We start from the raw sequence: 16,645 nt of genomic DNA on the forward strand, positions 1-16,645 counted from the left end.
AGGCAAAGGAGTCGATTATGTTGGCAAAAACGTTGATTTTCGGGCATAAAAATCCGGATACGGATACCATTTGCTCAGCTATTGCTTATGCAGACTTAAAAACCAAACTAGGCGCGGACGTAGAGCCGGTTCGTCTGGGCGAGGTGAACGGGGAAACGCAGTATGCACTGGATTATTTCAAAGTGAGCGCGCCACGTCTGGTTGAGCAGGTTGCTGCTGAAACGGACAACGTCATTCTGGTCGATCATAATGAACGCCAGCAAAGCGCCGCTGATATTGACAAGGTACGTGTAACTGAAGTCATCGACCATCACCGGATCGCTAACTTTGAAACAAGCCAGCCGTTATACTTCCGCGCTGAACCGGTGGGTTGCACAGCCACCATTTTGAACAAGCTCTACAAGGAAAATGGTATAGCGATTCCGAAAGAAATCGCAGGTCTAATGTTGTCCGCGATTATTTCCGATTCCCTGTTGTTTAAATCCCCAACCTGCACGGATCAAGACGTAGCTGCTGCTCGTGAACTGGCTGAAATTGCTGGTGTAGATGCAGATCGTTACGGTTTTGACTTGCTTAAAGCGGGAGCTGATTTGAGTGGTCATACCATTGAACAGTTAGTAAGTCTGGATGCCAAAGAATTTCAGATGAATGGTCGCAAAGTGGAAATTGCTCAAGTGAACGCAGTAGACGTCAACGATGTGCTATCGCGTCAAGCTGACCTAGAAGCTGCATTATCCCAAACCATTGAGGCCAAAAATCTCGATCTGTTCCTGTTCGTTGTAACAGACATCGTGAACAGTGATTCCATTGGTATTGCCCTGGGAAGCCAAGCACAAGCGGTTGAGAAAGCCTATAATGTTCAGTTGGACGACAATAAGGCTGTTCTAAAAGGCGTTGTATCGCGCAAGTCGCAAATTGTGCCTGTATTGACTGACGCTTTTAACAGTTTGTAATGATAAATAATAAGCCTCCTGAGCCCGACTGCATAATGGCAGTGGAAGCAGGAGGCTTATTTTTATTTCTTCAGTTCTGCCAGGACATCTCCGATGCGGAATTCAAATGCCAATTTCAACTGATCGCTCATCAGGTGCCAGGCGTTTTCAGCTACAGCGAGATCACCGCTATGAGTAAAGGCATGTGCGGCACCCATGTATTTTTTATACTTCACGGGGACATCTGCTTCAATCAGCCGTTTGGCATACAACTCGGCTTCGTCAGCCAAGGAGTCCAACTCCGCGGTTATGATCAGAGCAGGAGGGAGATTATGTAGTGATTCTGCAAAAATGGGGGAAACCAACGGATTTCGCGCCTCATCTGGTGAGTTCAGATAACTTTCATTAAAGATTTTTGCTACTCGTGGCGGAATCCCCTTCTCAAATTGGGGCTTCAATTTGGGATCTGTAGCAATATCCAGTGGTGGGTAATCCAGTACCTGATATACAATCGGAAATTCCTTGCGCTCCCGGGCCATAAGACACAGCGCCGCCGCTAGATTGCCACCCGCACTGTGCCCCCCGACCGCAATGCGTTGAGGATCTACGTTAAGCACATCAGGATGCTTGTACAACCATTGGGTCACCTCATAGCTTTCCTGTAGCGGGATAGGGAATTTATATTCTGGGGCCAAGCGATAATCGACATTAACGACGACGCAATTGGCACGTTCAGCAATGACCGGGCACCAGGGATCATCCATCTCGGCGCTACCCATTACAAAACCGCTGCCATGGAAATTAACGAATACAGGGAGTGGATCAGCAGACCGGTGAGAAGGTTCATATACAATCACCCTAGAGTCACCAATAGAGGTGGGGATGATCCTTTCTTTCCGATGTACTTTGGGAGAATGCGAAGGTTTGAAATCGGACGCAGCTACCATTCTGCCAGCCGATATGCGGGCAAGTTTGACGAACAGTTTTTGTCTCAGTCTTCGCACCATTTTTCTCTCTCCTCTCTGGAGTCGGTTAGACGCGAACCTTTAACATCTTCAAACGCAGAACGTACGCGTGACAAATAGGTTTGGAACTGACAGATTTCCGACTCACTAAAGTCTGACATCAGACGTGAAGCCAGCCCTAGGAAAAAGGGATCCATCTGTTGAATTTTACTTCTTCCTTTATCGTTCAGGGACACGAACACTCCCCGCTTGTCATTGGGATCGTCATATTTATTAATGAATCCCTCTTGTTCGAGAGAAATAACCATAGAACTGATTGCTGCCCGGCTTACACCCATCTTATCAGCCAAAGCAGAAGGAGATGACATTTCATCTCTTTGCGCTGAAAGTACACAAAGCGCGATATATTGCCCGTAGGAGAGACCAAATTCACGTGAACGTTTTTCCATATTTTTGCGTATTTCATACGTTATGGAAAATAAATCTACCAAAACACCAATCGGTTTATTGCCACCTGGAAAGAGATTATAGGCCAGTTGACGAATTTCGGAGTCCAAAAAAAAGAACATGCGATCCACCTCGATGTAGTTAATTAGTTAACTGTAATTTAATTAACCACTGGTTGCAATGATTTATACAAACTTTGTTCTGCATTTTTTAAAAAATATATCTGCAAAACGTCATATCCAGGGGCCGATACACTGATCGAGGCCCTGATTCACAAAGGCTTGTATGGAGGGCTGGCGCAGGGTACGTCCTTCTTGCCATCGCCACTCACTATATTGAACCTTGGCGGTAAACATAGGTTGCACCCAAAATGCGTCTTGATGCCGATCCGGTCTATTGCTAAAAGGTCGCTCCGATATGGTATGTGGCAGCAGGCGCTCGGTAAGCTGACGCCAATCTTCCCGAGTCAGCTTACCCGTACCCACATGCCCGATATAGCGCAGCATTCCTTGTTTATCATATTGGCCCAGCAACACAGCGTTGATAATGCCTCCGTTTAGGGTATAGCCACCGATAACGGCAATGATATCGCCATAATTTTTGACCTTGACCCATCGTCCGTCTTTTCCGCCCAATGTGTACGGACTATCCAGCTTTTTACACACAATGCCTTCCATTCCTTGGCTGCACATGACCTGAAATAGAGCTTGTCCATCAGGATGAGCGGGAGCCAGTTGAATCCGTTCATTCGGTATGATGATCTGATGCAGGAGCTCAAGCCTTTCCTGTAACGGTTTAAGATGAACCCACTCCCCGTTCAGATAAACAATATCAAACAACATGTAAGTAGCGGGTACAGCTTCATAGGCTGACTGAATTCGATCTGTTCGACGAATCAGATCCCTTCGCATAATTTCATGGAACGATGGCTTACCGTCGGCACCGAGTGCGATCATTTCCCCGTCCAATATGACCGAATCAGCTTTACAGTAGGAGGGGAAGAGAGCAAGCTCCGGGTATAAAAGCGTTCGTTCGTGCTGTTTGCGGTTGAACAGACGCGTGCTGCCCTGGTCGTGATACGTCAAAATTCTCGTACCGTCCCATTTTATTTCGTAACGCCAAAGGCCTGTTGCATCTACAGGTACTTTTTCGCTCAGTTCCGGTTCAAACGGGATGACAGGTTTTAATTCCGTACGCAACGCAGCACCTCCCTTGCCTTTATTGGAATAAATATAGTGTCGACGATAGATCTTATTTTATGTATGTGATGTTTCGCTGATTCCTAAATAGGGGAATGATAAGGATATCTTGCGTCGGCATGAAGTGATTGCAGTAATTCGTTAGCATGGAATTGTAAGGGATGTTCTTCAGTCAGAAAGGAGATTGGTTTCATGAGACAAATTCGCGAGGAGGACCATGCAGTAGTCATGGTGGATGATGGGCAGGTAGTTGCAGAAGTAGGCTATAAATCCATAGATGACCACTCATTGGTCATTGACCATACATTTGTATCCGAGCAGTTACGGGGTCAAAAAATCGGCAAGGAGCTTATTGACCGAGTGGTTGATATGGCAAGGAATGAGCATAAAAAGGTTATTCCTGCTTGCTCGTACGCGCTTGCTCTATTCAAGCGCCATCAGGAATACAGTGACGTATGGCAGCAATGAATATGGATCATCAAGGCTGCTTAATTGCATAATCGATACAACACCGGAGCGGGTAATCAGACCTTCCCGGTGTTTTTTGTGTGCATAAAGCTTGTAAAATCAATGCATTCTACCGTTGATATAGGGAAGTAAAGGGCTATTCTCAAATGTTAAATCATATTTTCCGACAGATGGCTATGAAATTGTTCATACTGTTGTCACTTCACAGGCTGTCCATGAGTTCTATATAATATATTATGGTTATGACTACAACAGTAACGAAAACCTGAATTTAACGAAGGAGACGCTCATGATGAATAAAGCGAGTGAGGACAAGCAGTACGTTCCAACGAGCAATCGTAATTTTACAGCCTTGATTATCACCGTTTCCATAATAGCCAACGTGATTATTTTGCTGCTGTTCTTTTCGCCGATCGGATACCAGGGTAGTGTGAGTTTTGATCTCACTATTTTCCCAAGGCTGAATGCGATTTTTAACAGCTTCACATTTATTTTTCTGGTGGCTGCACTGGTTGCTATTTTCAAAAAGAACATTAAGCTTCATAAAACCTTTGTTTTGCTGGCCTTCGCCAGTACCGTTTTATTTTTATTTTCCTATCTGACCTTTCACTACATTTCGCCGGAAACTGCAAAATATGGTGGGGTGGGTATCCTTCGGCCGATTTACTTTACGCTGTTGATTTCGCATAGCATACTGGCTGCGATTATTGTACCGCTGGCCCTGTTCACAGTTGTATGGGGATGGACGATGCAGGTAGCAAAACATCGTAAGATTGCACGCTGGACGATGCCGATTTGGCTATATGTGAGCTTGACTGGTGTACTGGTGTACGTTTTCATGGCCCCATACTATTAATAGATTAAACCCTTTGCGGGTTGATTTAGGGAAATGGCGTCTCTGCTGAAGAGACGTCTTTTTTGTATCCAATAAAAGAAAAATTATTCCTTCTAAATTTATTTTATTGAAAAAACGTTCCTTCTTTAGCGGCATTTCTGCTATAATTTGCCTTAATCAACTAAGAACAAGGGGGTCACCATGTGACAAAGAAAGCGAAAGGCAGGTTACGGTTGCTTGTATCTATGCTAGCGCTGGTTGTACTGCTGAGCAGCTGCGGTGGTGGAGGATCAAAGTCGGAAAAGGTTGACGGAGGGAAAGTAACACTGCAATTTTGGACCATTGCACTACAACCTACATTTACCCCGTATTTCAATCGGGTGATTGCCGATTATGAGCAGAAGAACCCCAATGTCAAAATTGACTGGAAGGATTACCCTTATGACGCAGTAACCAACAAGCTGTTGACAAGTATCGCTAGCAACAGCAGTCCAGATGTAGTCAATCTCAATACAGAATTTGCTAGCCAAATGGGCTCCAAGGGTGCTGTTGTTGATATGAATGAGCATTTGTCGCCCGAGGAAAAGGCTGCTTATTTCGAGGGTATTTATAATTCTACAGTTATTAACGGTAAAGCTTATGCGCTACCCTGGTATACCGGTACAGAAGTGCTTTACATGAATACAAAGCTGGTCAAAGCTGCCGGATTGGACCCTGCCCATCCGCCCAAAACCCGGGAGGAATTGTCTGAATGGGGGCGTCAGATTAATAGAAAAATTGGCAAGGCAGGCTATGCTCAGCAGCTTGTATCCAAGCTTTTCGCTGTGGACGGCATTCCTATTCTAAATAAAGAAAAGACAGCAGCGGCGTTCAACACACCAGAAGCAGTCACTATGATTGATAATCTGAAAAAACAGATGGAAGATGGCATTGTACTCAAGGAAGACGCTGAATTCTCACAACAAGTGAAATATTATGCCGGCGAGCAGGTTGCTTTCGAGCTGGCAGGCCCGACGTTCATCAATTTTATCAAAACGGCAGCGCCGGATGTTTATAAGAACACAATTGCTGTCCCTGTCCCAACCGGCAAAGCCGATGTGCGGCTCTCCAATTCCATGGACCTGGTCGTACCTGCTAAGTCTGCACATGTGGACGAAGCGGTGAAATTTGCTGTTTTCTTGACAAACGCAGAGAGTCAAACAGCTTTTTCTAAAGCGGCGAATACACTACCTTCCACGAAAGACTCCATTAAAGATCCATATTTTACTCAGTCTGACAAATCATTAGAAGCACAAGCCAAGGTAGTATCCGCGCAAAGCTTGGATAAGGCGACAGATTATATGGTCGGTGTGCCTAATGCCAAAGATGTGAACAGTGCCATCGCGAGAGCTTTACAAAATATGGTATTGAATGGCGCGGATACGAAGCAGACGCTTACTGCCTTGGAGCAGGAAGTGAACGATATTTTAAAGCAATAGGTTTGACAGGGGAGTAAGTGAATACTCCCCTGTTCATTTATCAAAATCAGGTGGTGATGCAGCATGATCAAATGGTTGAGGTCGGAGTCCTTTACGGCCTGGGCCTTTATGACGCCGGGACTGTTATTGCTTGCCGTCTTTGTATTTTGGCCTATTATTTACAGCATTCCGCTGGCATTGACGGACTACTCTGTCATATCAGACACCCATTTTGTCGGCTTGGATAATTTTGAAGCGGCGTTTAAGGACCGTAACTTTCTTATTTCGATTTGGAACTCATTGTTGTACGTGCTCATTGTCCCCTTTCTTCAAATTTTCTCCATCCTGATGGCTGTGCTTGTGAATAGCCGTATCCCGGGAATTAAAATATTTCGTACGACCTACTACATCCCTGTTGTGACTTCGATGGTAGCGGTAGCCTTAATTTGGAGCTGGCTGTTGGGCAAAAGCAGCATAGTGAACTACTTGCTCATGCAGGTCGGCTTGATTAGCAAAGACATCCATTGGTTATCGGACAGCAACTTGGCTTTGTATGTACTAATGTTCATCACAATGTGGAAGGGACTCGGGTATTATATGATGCTCTATCTGGCTGGATTACAAAATATTCCCCAAGATCTGTACGAAGCCGCTAGAGTCGACGGAGCAAGCCGATGGCGTCTGATTGTCCATATTACTCTTCCGCTGCTGAGACCCTACGTTCTGTTCTGTACCCTTATATCGCTCATGTCAGCTATTCGCGTATTTGATGAAGTATATGTACTAACCAAGGGTGGGCCGGGAACGGCCACGTTGACATCCAGCTTGTATATTTTTCAAAAGGGCATGGAGCAGTTTAATTTTGGATATGCTTCCGCGCTTGGCTTAATTGTCGGTGCAATGATTGCCGTACTTAGTATTATCGTATTCCGATTCAATAGGAAAGGCGGTGTCAATCCCTATTGATGAATCTAAAGGATGACAAAATGCTACGCTCATCTCTTCCTAAAAAGGAAAGCAGCCGCATCATGCGCAGTCTTGCTCGAATGCTGAGAATGACGGTCATCTACGTGCTTCTAGTGCTACTCGCCCTCTTTTTAATGGGACCGTTCCTATGGCTGCTCAGCGTATCCCTCATGCCAGGCCGCAACATTTTTTCAACGCCACCCGCTATTTTTCCGACCTTTATTGATTTCGACAACTACGTTCAAGTGTGGCAGTTCATGAATTTTCCAAAGTATATGCTGAATACGGTCATCATTACGGTGTTGGGCGTTGTGCTCAATGTGGTGCTCGCCAGTCTGACAGGATATCCCTTGGCTGTATTTCGTTTTAAGGGTAAAAATCTGGTGTTTACGCTGCTGATTGCCACGATGATTATTCCTTCCTACACCGCATTTATTGTGCATTATCTGACCATTCAAGGGCTTCATCTAGGCAATACCTATTTAGGTGTGGTGTTGCCTGGGGCAGTCTCCGTTTTCAACATTTTTCTAATGCGACAGACGTTTATCCATATTCCTACCGATGTGCGTGATTCCGGTAAAATGGACGGCGCTTCGGAGTTCCGAATTTGGTGGCAGCTGGTGCTTCCGCTGGTCAAGCCAGCGCTGGCTGTAATCTCTCTATTGGAGGCGATGTCGTTCTGGAATAGCTTTCTGTGGCCTATCGTTATTTTGAACGATACGGAGCTATATCCGCTGGCAGCTGCGCTCACGTATCTCAACGGTCAATTTGCCTATAACTTCGGCTGGATTGCTGCAGGCACAATGATTTCGGTACTGCCGATCATTATATTGTTCCTGTTTACACAGCGCTACTATATGGAAGGTCTGGCGGGAGCGGTAAAAGGATAAGCCAGTAGTTACGGCTACGAACAGCCTGTGAAGGGAAGGAGACGATTGCGATGAAATTGTCCAAAGGAATGGGGCCTCATTCAGGTGTAGGGCTATCACGGCAGGAGATACAATATTATTTTCGTGATGTGTATGACAGCGGGGAAAGGCTGGTTATCTCCGAACCGCGACTGATCTGTGAACTGTCCTCTCGCTTTGCAATGAATCAGGAGTATGAAGGTGTGCTGGACCCTGAGGGACCGATCAAGCTCATTGCACCTCCAGGACCGGGTGTACCGACTGAAACACGGGGAAGCGTACAGTTGGCGCTCGAATATGACGGAACGCTTGCTGCAGACGGATATCGGTTGGACATTCAGAAGGACGGGCGGATTGAAATCCACGCTTCCAATAAAAGAGGGCTCAAATACGGCATGGATGCCCTGCATCTCCTGCTTCAGGTGGAACAGGAGCGATGTACTCTGCCGGTGATGTCTATTCGGGATGAGCCTTCATTTCCGGTCCGAGGAATTATTGAAGGCTTCTATGGGATACCGTGGAGTTTCGCGGATCGGCTGGATGCCGTCCGTTTTATGGCTACGCACCGGATGAACACGTTCATGTATGCCCCCAAGGATGATCCATATCATCGTGAGCTATGGAGAGAACCGTACCCTGAGGATACGTTTGACCAGATCCGCGAATTAAAGGAAGCTTGCGAACGGCATGAGGTTGATTTTCATTATTGTATCAGCCCAGGGAACGACCTGAGCTTTGGCAGCGATGAAGATTTCCTCAAATTGACGGAAAAGCTGGCGGCCGTGATTAAGATTGGCGTACGTCATTTTTCTGTATTAATGGATGACATTGACTATGTACTCAAAGGGGAAAATCGACATTTGCTGGGCCGCTCGGGTCACGCTCATGTCTTTTTGACGAACAAGGTGCATGCATGGTTGGCTGAACGACTGCCTGAATTTACGCTGACGGTCTGTCCTTCGGAATATTGGTCATATTGGGATACCGAATACAAAAAGGATTTCCGTGAGCGGCTGCATCCGGAGATTAAGGTGTTCTGGACGGGGTACTTTGTTTTTGCTCCACAGATTAGTCGCGAGCACGCCGCTGATAATCATGCATACTTTGGGCATGAGCTGTGGCTGTGGGATAACATCCCGGTGAATGATTGTGACCATGATCGGTTATTCCTTGATCCGCTACGCGGACGATACTCCAGACTACCGGACTGCGGACATACCGGTATGGTGGCCAACCCGATGAATCAGTGGGAATGCTCCAAAGTGACGCTCATCACGATGTCCCACTACATGTGGAACAGTGAACGGTATATGCCTGAGCTATCTTGGGAATGGGCTGCGCGGGAGTTAGCGGGAGAGCGTGCGGATGAACTGATGTTTTTCTGTCGTCAAAATAGGAACAGCCGACTAGGCGGCAACACGTATGAGGACGTGGACCTTGCTTTGAAAATGCGCGATATCCCTGCGCTGGATATGTACTTTGAGCGGCTGCTTCAGGCGGTGAGCGTCCTACGGAACGTGCCTGCCGATGATCTAGCCGCAGGGTTCGTGTCCCAGGCCGCGCCGTGGCTGGAACGTGCCGAGCTGGACGCGGGCCTGTGGCAGGTGCTGCGTCAAGCTGCGCTCAGCAGCGAGCGACAGGACGATGCACAGTCGGAGGAGAGCAGCACGCCGAGCGAAGAAATTGACGGGCCAGAGCCGTCGCCTCTGACGGACGAAATCGCAGGAGAACTGCGACGCGGTATCACTGCTTGCTTAGAAGCGGAGGCTCGGCTGGGTAGCAATCCGGCGATCCGAGCTGCCGCGCAGTGGGGTTATGTCGATCAGGATGAACAAGGCAAATATCGGCTGATCTTGTAAGTGTCTGCGATGGATTAAGAAACCAAGGCAGCATAGCTGCCCTGAAAATAATCATTTGCCGTTAGGATAACGGTAATTTTCAGGAGAGGTGGAATGTACGGTGAAGTCAAACACCCGATTACTTTTTATACCGCTGGATGAGCGGCCCTGTAATTATCAATTTCCTTATTTACTGGCACAAGGCACAGACTTGGAAATGGAGCGGCCCCCATTGGAATGGATGGGACAAAAGAAAACCCCTGGCGATATGACCAGACTATGGGCATGGCTCGAAGAACGCGCAGCGACTGCTGATGGAGCCATTGTTGCGATGGATACGTTGCTGTACGGAGGAATCGTACCTTCTCGACTACACGGTATGTCGAGCGAGCAGGTCAGAGATAGAGTGAATCGGCTTCGCAAGCTAAAGCAGCTATATCCGCAACTGACTCTGTATGCATTTCAACTGATTATGCGTTGTCCGCAATACTCTTTGGCTGATGAAGAACCGGATTACTATGCCGATTGGGGTCGTGAGATATTCAGAAAGGGCTTCATTGAGCATCGTCAGGAGCTGGGGATCGCTACCGCAGAAGAGTTGCTTGAATTAGTTGATATTAACGAGCGTTTGCCAATGGAAATACTGGATGATTACTTGGGGCGTCGCCATGTGAATTTGGAGGCCAATGAAGTTGCATTGGATCTCGTAGCAGAAGGTATCATTAATTTTATGATCATCCCACAGGATGATTCGGCTCCCTACGGCTATACCGCCAAGGATCAGCAGCGGCTAAGAAGTCGTATTTCTGAGCTTGGGCTGGATTTGAATGTATACATGTACCCGGGGGCAGATGAAGTGGGTTGTACGCTGCTGGCTCGTTGGGTTAACAAGATGAATAATGTAGTCCCACTGGTGTATCCTCGGTTGTCTGCTTTGCAGGGGGCATTCGTAGTTCCGCTTTTTGAAGATCGCTATTTTTACGAAACCTTAAAATATCATATTATGGCGGCAGGTGGGCTAATAGCTTCCTCAGCAATGGAGGCTGATTTGATTTTGTTGGCTAACACACCCGGTGACACGATGGCAGAAGCTTCATCCCAGCAGCGTGCAATGACCGGATATGATGTACATCGGAATGTAGTAGAGCTGGTTGAGTACGGTTCTTATATGCTGCAATATGTAGGTCAAAATGTTGCAGTTGCTGATGTGGGCTACGCCAACGGCGCAGATCTCAAGCTAATTAGACTATTAAAGCAAAAAGGACTGCTTTTTAAGCTGGCGGGTTATGCAGGCTGGAATACCAGTTCTAACACGCTGGGCACCGTCATTGCCCAGTCCATGCTGTATACCCACTATGGCTCTACGGAGGAACATTTGGATTTTCTGTCGCTGCGCTACACCGAGGATGCCTGTTATTGCGCTGTGATACGTACGGCTATGAATAACGGGATTGTGGAGCAGATGGGTTTTACCAAGTTTATGCTCGATGGACCGAGAGGCTCGGTTGCTGCGGTTATTCGCAGACGGCTGGAGCAGGCGCTCAATGAATATGTGAACGGGCCGGAAGGCCGCGTGGAAATTACAGATTGCTACATGCCGTGGAACCGCACCTTTGAAGTCGGATTAACCGTACGGCATCATGCCGAGAAGAGAGGGTGATTCCTATGGGAATGGAAGGTGTGTTATCCAAAGTTCAGCACGGACTGATCGTATCCTGTCAGGCGCTGCCAGGCGAACCGTTGCATGGAGCAGATTCTATGGTCAAAATGGCGCTTGCCGCACAGCAGGGTGGAGCTGTAGCGATTCGCGCCAATGGCGCATCGGATGTACGTGCGATTAAACTGGCGATTTCTCTACCAGTCATTGGCTTGATTAAGCGGGATTATGATGATTCTGATATTTACATTACGCCTACCCTTCGTGAAATGGAGGAACTGGTAGAGGCAGGCGCGGATATCATTGCGCTGGATGCCACATTACGACCGCGCCCAGCGGGATGCAAGCTGAAGAGGCTCATAGATTATGCCCATGAGCAGGGGGTTACTTCCATGGCAGACATTTCGACACTGGAGGAGGCGCTTCATGCGGCCTCTCTTGGCGCAGACTGCGTATCCACCACGTTATCCGGGTATACACCGTACTCTACTCGGATTGAGGGTCCTGATCTGGAGCTGGTTCGGAGAGCGTCAGAACTGGTTCCTGTTCCTTTAATTGCAGAGGGTAAAATCTATGATCCGGCGCAGGTTGAGGAAGCATTCCGAATGGGAGCACATGCAGTGGTTGTAGGCTCGGCGATTACCAGACCCCAATTGATTACGCAGCGGTTTGCCGATGCCGCAAGGAAGGCAGTGAAATGCATCTATGGAGATGAACGACCGAATTAACACATATTATCCTTCATTAACGAAATCGGAGCAGAAAGTCGCCTTGTGCGTACTGGAGCATCCCGCAGACATCATATATTTCTCCGTGACAGAGCTGGCGGATTTTGCAGGTACAGGCGAAACGACCGTCATGCGCTTTTGCCGGAAGATTGGTTTCAAAGGTTATCAGGATTTCCGACTGTCCCTGGCGCAAAACCAGACTTATCGTAAAACAGATATGGGCGAGGAGAACATCGACCCAGATGACGAACAAGATATTACGCGTACGGTGTATCACAACATGCTCGATATTTTGCACTCCAGTATGGGGCTGCTGGACCATTCAGAGCTTGGTCGTGCGATTGCGTGTCTCGATCAAGCGGGCTATGTTCAATTTTTCGGTGTAGGCGCTTCGGGAATTTCTGCGCAGGATGCTAAAAATCGTTTCTTACGGATCGGGCGTCGCGCCGAGGCTGTGGCAGACGGACATATTCAGTCGATGATGGCGGTGTCCATGAACCCGGGTGATGTGGCTATCGGCATTAGTGTATCAGGAAGTACGCTGGATACAAACGATATGCTGCATAAAGCCAAGCAAAACGGTGCAACTGTTATCGCAATTACGAATTATGCCAAATCACCCATTACCTCCATAGCGGATATCGTGTTGCTGACCGCAGGCAAGGAAGCTCCAATAGAAGGTGGTTCAATCGGCGCTAAAATCTCACAACTATTCGTGATTGACCTCATCTGCGAAGGGCTTGCTCGCAAGCATACGAATCACACCAAACAGATGAAGGAAAAAACAGCGAGGGCCGTTATTGAACGAAGCTATTGAGATTTTTCAGTTGTGAATTGAAAACTTGTGCTCCGACAGTTCAATGACTTGTGTTTGTGGTGCTTATGAATGGCTATTTCAAGTATTGCTATTAATAGAAGGTTTGTACAAAAAGCTAGTAAGCTTTTATGTGGGGCAACAAGGAGGTTGGTGTGGTGGTAGCTGCTGTGAACAGAGTCATTGGAATCGACATTGGGGGCACATCGGTGAAGGCCGCCATAGTGGCACGGGACGGATCGGTGCTTGATGAAATCCGGCTGGATACGGACGCTTCCCGTGGACGTGAATGGGTGTTGTCGCAGGTGTCAGAATCTGTGCTCGGACTGTTGCGTTCTTTTGGGGATACCAGCATCGGTGCCTATATAGATATAGGCGCTCTAGGCATTGCTACTGCTGGCAGAGTAAATGTGGAGAGCGGCGTAGTTGTGTATGCCACAGATAACCTACCTGGTTGGCAAGGTACATCCTTAGTAACGTGGGCTAAAGAAAAACTGGCTTTACGAGCGGTTGCTGATAATGACGCGAACGCCGCTTTACTTGGAGAAGCGTGGCAGGGAGCGGGGAAGGGCAAGCGACGTTTGGTGATGCTCACGTTGGGAACAGGTGTCGGAGGTGCATATATGGAAAATGGCCACTTGTGCAGAGGGGCTCATTGGAGCGGCGGTGATTGGGGGCACAGTATTCTATTCCCCGGAGGACACCCCTGTAATTGCGGAAAAAAAGGGTGCGCCGAGCAATATGTATCGGGGAGCGCCCTGTTACGTCGAGGTAGGGAACACGTCGGTAAATTGTACCGCTCGGGAAACGAGATAGTGAAAGAGGCCGTTCACGGTAACCAGGAGGCAATCCAGGTACTGGATGATTACACCGCAGATTTAGCTGTACTTCTAGCTAACATCTCGGTGACTCTTGATCCTGAGGGGATCATTGTAGGCGGAGGAGTAGCGGACACGGGAGAGGTCTGGTGGCCTATGCTGGAAAAGCATCTGCACCAATTTGGAGTTCAAACGGAAGTAAGTCGGGCATTGTTGGGCAATCGCGCTGGAATCATCGGCGCTGCACGGCTTGCCTTCGAAATGACCGAGTCCTAGTACAAGAATGAAAGGGGAACGAACCATGACGCAAAAACGGCTTGATACCGACATTGTTGTGATTGGCGGAGGTCTAGGGGGGACATCGGCAGCTCTTGCGGCGGCGAAGGCTGGCATGAGAGTCATCGTGACAGAGGAGACGGACTGGTTAGGGGGGCAGTTAACTTCACAGGCGGTTCCTCCAGATGAGCATCGATGGATCGAACAATTTGGTTGCACAGCAACATACCGTGAGTTCCGTAATCGTGTACGTGACTATTACCGTCAGAACTATCCGTTAACCGAAGAAGCTCGAAATAATCCCATTCTCAATCCTGGGAACGGTTGGGTAAGCCGTCTGGCCCATGAACCACGGGTAGCTCTGCGGGTGCTTGAAGATATGCTCGCTCCTTATTTGAATACGGGGCGCGTTCATGTATACTATCACACCGTGCCTATTGCCGTTCAGACGGATGGGGACTGTATTACTTCTGTAACTGTCCGTACCTCGAATAGCGCTGATCATAAGTGTGGATTTAGAGTGCTGCACGGAACGTTTTATCTGGATGCGACAGAGTGTGGTGATCTTCTTCCGATGGCGGGCGTGGAGCATACGAGTGGAGCGGAGTCGCGGGCTGCTACGGGTGAACCTCACGCACTGGAGTGTGCTAACCCTTTTGATATGCAATCTATCACACATGTGGCTGCCGTAGACTATATTCCCCAGGAAAGCTTCATTTTAGAGCGGCCGCAACAATATGATTTCTGGAGAAATTATATTCCGTCCTTTTCCCGTTTTCCGATTTTGAGCTGGTTTGCTACTGACGCGGATGATACCAGTAAACTAAAACAGTTCACATTGTTTCCTAACGATCAGGGCATTGTATCCTTATGGGATTATCGTCGTATTGTAGATCCCTCGATATGGAGCAAACCGCTAAATGATGGTGAAGTAACTCTTTTAAACTGGGCGCAAAATGATTATTACCTAGGGCCATTGATCGGTGTTACCGCTCAAGAGCAGGCAAAACATCGAGAAGGAGCGCGTGAGTTGACTCGTTCATTAATATATTGGCTTCAAACCGAAGCGCCCCGGTTAGATGGAGGGTTCGGCTATCCGGGAATTCGACCACGGGGTGATATTCTCGGCACTTCTGACGGTCTGGCTAAAACGGCTTATATTCGCGAGTCACGCCGAATTCAGGCCAATTATATGATATCTGAGTTTGATGTAAGTCGTGAGCTTCGGGGAGAAGAGGGTCCTAAGCGATATACAGACAGTGTAGGTGTAGGTAGCTATCATTTGGATCTTCATCCAACTACGGTATCTCAGCGAACATTCTACATCCCTAACTATCCCTATGAAATTCCATTGGGCTCATTTATTCCGGTGAGGGTGCGCAATTTACTTCCTGCCTGCAAAAATATAGGGATGACCCAAATAGCCAATGGCTGCTATCGATTGCATCCTACAGAATGGAATATAGGAGAATCAGCGGGAAGCCTAGCGGCTTACTGTGTCTCCAACGAAGTATATCCCATTGAAGTGAGCCGATCAGCAGAGCATCTTGGATGTTTTCAAAATGTTCTTCTTCGCCAAGGTGTGGAACTACACTGGCCTGCAGAGGTATTTGAGCCAGAGGAAGTCATCAGCTAATGAAGGGGCAACTAGCCCCTCGACTGATTTTAAATGAGCTGAAAGATGAGTGGATTTATTCTAAAATAAAAAACAAAAAAAGTGCTTGCTAAGTTGCTGGGGTTTATGATATATTATTTGAGCTGACAACAAAACAGCAGTTTCAAAAGCGAAAAGCTTGGGTGAAATGATCTTCAAAAAAATAAAAAATAACCCTTGCATTTTTGAAACGAACATGATATGATCTTATAGCTGCTGAAAAACGCGGCGAAAGAGAAATGTTTGATCTTTGAAAACTGAACAACGAGTGAGTAAAATGATTTTGCTTGCAAAATCAAACAAGAGATATTTTTATCTCGTCAGTTTCAACATGAGCTTATCGCTCTTTCTATAAACCAGCTTCGGTTGGTCTTTAATGGAGAGTTTGATCCTGGCTCAGGACGAACGCTGGCGGCGTGCCTAATACATGCAAGTCGAGCGGGGTTGTGTAGAAGCTTGCTTCTACACAACCTAGCGGCGGACGGGTGAGTAACACGTAGGCAACCTGCCCACAAGACAGGGATAACTACCGGAAACGGTAGCTAATACCCGATATATCCTTTTCCTGCATGGGAGAAGGAGGAAAGACGGAGCAATCTGTCACTTGTGGATGGGCCTGCGGCGCATTAGCTAGTTGGTGGGGTAAAGGCCTACCAAGGCGACGATGCGTAGCCGACCTGAGA

Annotated in this window: 15 protein-coding genes and 1 rRNA gene; 13 read left to right on the forward strand and 3 right to left on the reverse strand. The window is 47.6% G+C overall.

Annotated elements, in window-relative coordinates:
• The first annotated feature begins 20 nt into the window (after positions 1–20).
• Positions 21–953 carry a manganese-dependent inorganic pyrophosphatase gene (locus WA407_RS21570; RefSeq protein ID WP_061830773.1) on the forward strand — a complete coding sequence of 311 codons (933 nt, stop codon included), beginning with the start codon at positions 21–23 and terminating at the stop codon, positions 951–953.
• Positions 954–1,015: 62 nt separating this feature from the next.
• On the opposite strand, the gene WA407_RS21575 is transcribed toward WA407_RS21570, so the two are convergent.
• The 3 genes from WA407_RS21575 to WA407_RS21585 all read right to left on the reverse strand — a co-directional run bounded on the left by WA407_RS21575 (position 1,016) and on the right by WA407_RS21585 (position 3,543).
• Positions 1,016–1,939, reverse strand: a complete 924-nt coding sequence (locus WA407_RS21575; RefSeq protein ID WP_235306997.1) for an alpha/beta hydrolase — start codon at positions 1,937–1,939, stop codon at positions 1,016–1,018.
• Complete coding sequence (locus WA407_RS21580) at positions 1,924–2,466, reverse strand: MarR family winged helix-turn-helix transcriptional regulator (RefSeq protein WP_061830683.1); 543 nt, start codon at positions 2,464–2,466, stop codon at positions 1,924–1,926. Before WA407_RS21580 ends, WA407_RS21575 begins: the two co-directional genes overlap by 16 nt.
• A gap of 111 nt (positions 2,467–2,577) precedes the next feature.
• Entirely contained in the window at positions 2,578–3,543 is a 966-nt protein-coding gene (locus tag WA407_RS21585; protein ID WP_235306999.1) for an ATP-dependent DNA ligase, read from the reverse strand.
• A gap of 192 nt (positions 3,544–3,735) precedes the next feature.
• Between WA407_RS21585 and WA407_RS21590 the strand changes: the two genes are divergently transcribed.
• The 12 genes from WA407_RS21590 to WA407_RS21645 all read left to right on the forward strand — a co-directional run.
• Positions 3,736–4,011, forward strand: a complete 276-nt coding sequence (locus tag WA407_RS21590; RefSeq protein ID WP_134903211.1) for a GNAT family N-acetyltransferase — start codon at positions 3,736–3,738, stop codon at positions 4,009–4,011.
• 292 nt (positions 4,012–4,303) lie between these two features.
• Positions 4,304–4,867, forward strand: a complete 564-nt coding sequence (locus tag WA407_RS21595; protein WP_023986646.1) for a DUF420 domain-containing protein — start codon at positions 4,304–4,306, stop codon at positions 4,865–4,867.
• A 182-nt stretch (positions 4,868–5,049) separates the two neighbouring features.
• Positions 5,050–6,324, forward strand: coding sequence for an ABC transporter substrate-binding protein (locus WA407_RS21600; protein WP_254330021.1), 1,275 nt, complete (start codon positions 5,050–5,052; stop codon positions 6,322–6,324).
• A gap of 63 nt (positions 6,325–6,387) precedes the next feature.
• Entirely contained in the window at positions 6,388–7,269 is an 882-nt protein-coding gene (locus WA407_RS21605) for a carbohydrate ABC transporter permease (protein ID WP_235307001.1), read from the forward strand.
• Entirely contained in the window at positions 7,269–8,159 is an 891-nt protein-coding gene (locus tag WA407_RS21610; protein ID WP_023986649.1) for a carbohydrate ABC transporter permease, read from the forward strand. Before WA407_RS21605 ends, WA407_RS21610 begins: the two co-directional genes overlap by 1 nt.
• A gap of 50 nt (positions 8,160–8,209) precedes the next feature.
• The gene (locus tag WA407_RS21615) at positions 8,210–10,036 is read left to right on the forward strand and encodes a protein O-GlcNAcase (RefSeq protein WP_336078337.1); all 1,827 of its coding nucleotides are present in this window, start codon (positions 8,210–8,212) and stop codon (positions 10,034–10,036) included.
• A 100-nt stretch (positions 10,037–10,136) separates the two neighbouring features.
• A complete protein-coding gene (locus WA407_RS21620; protein ID WP_235307003.1) occupies positions 10,137–11,675 on the forward strand; it encodes a DUF4127 family protein in 1,539 nt (512 codons plus the stop codon).
• A 5-nt stretch (positions 11,676–11,680) separates the two neighbouring features.
• On the forward strand, positions 11,681–12,400 hold the full coding sequence (locus tag WA407_RS21625) for an N-acetylmannosamine-6-phosphate 2-epimerase (protein ID WP_235307004.1): 720 nt from the start codon (positions 11,681–11,683) through the stop codon (positions 12,398–12,400).
• Positions 12,378–13,217: a MurR/RpiR family transcriptional regulator gene (locus WA407_RS21630; RefSeq protein WP_061832131.1), complete on the forward strand. Its 840-nt coding sequence runs from the start codon at positions 12,378–12,380 to the stop codon at positions 13,215–13,217. The genes WA407_RS21625 and WA407_RS21630 overlap by 23 nt, the downstream gene beginning before the upstream one ends.
• Positions 13,218–13,345: 128 nt before the next feature.
• Complete coding sequence (locus WA407_RS21635) at positions 13,346–14,308, forward strand: ROK family protein (protein WP_235307006.1); 963 nt, start codon at positions 13,346–13,348, stop codon at positions 14,306–14,308.
• A gap of 25 nt (positions 14,309–14,333) precedes the next feature.
• Positions 14,334–15,944: an FAD-dependent oxidoreductase gene (locus tag WA407_RS21640; protein WP_254329999.1), complete on the forward strand. Its 1,611-nt coding sequence runs from the start codon at positions 14,334–14,336 to the stop codon at positions 15,942–15,944.
• Positions 15,945–16,335: 391 nt separating this feature from the next.
• A 16S ribosomal RNA gene (locus WA407_RS21645) occupies positions 16,336–16,645 on the forward strand; the annotation flags it as partial.

It is taken from the genome of Paenibacillus sp. 203 (assembly GCF_037027525.1).
Taxonomy (GTDB): domain Bacteria; phylum Bacillota; class Bacilli; order Paenibacillales; family Paenibacillaceae; genus Paenibacillus; species Paenibacillus polymyxa_B.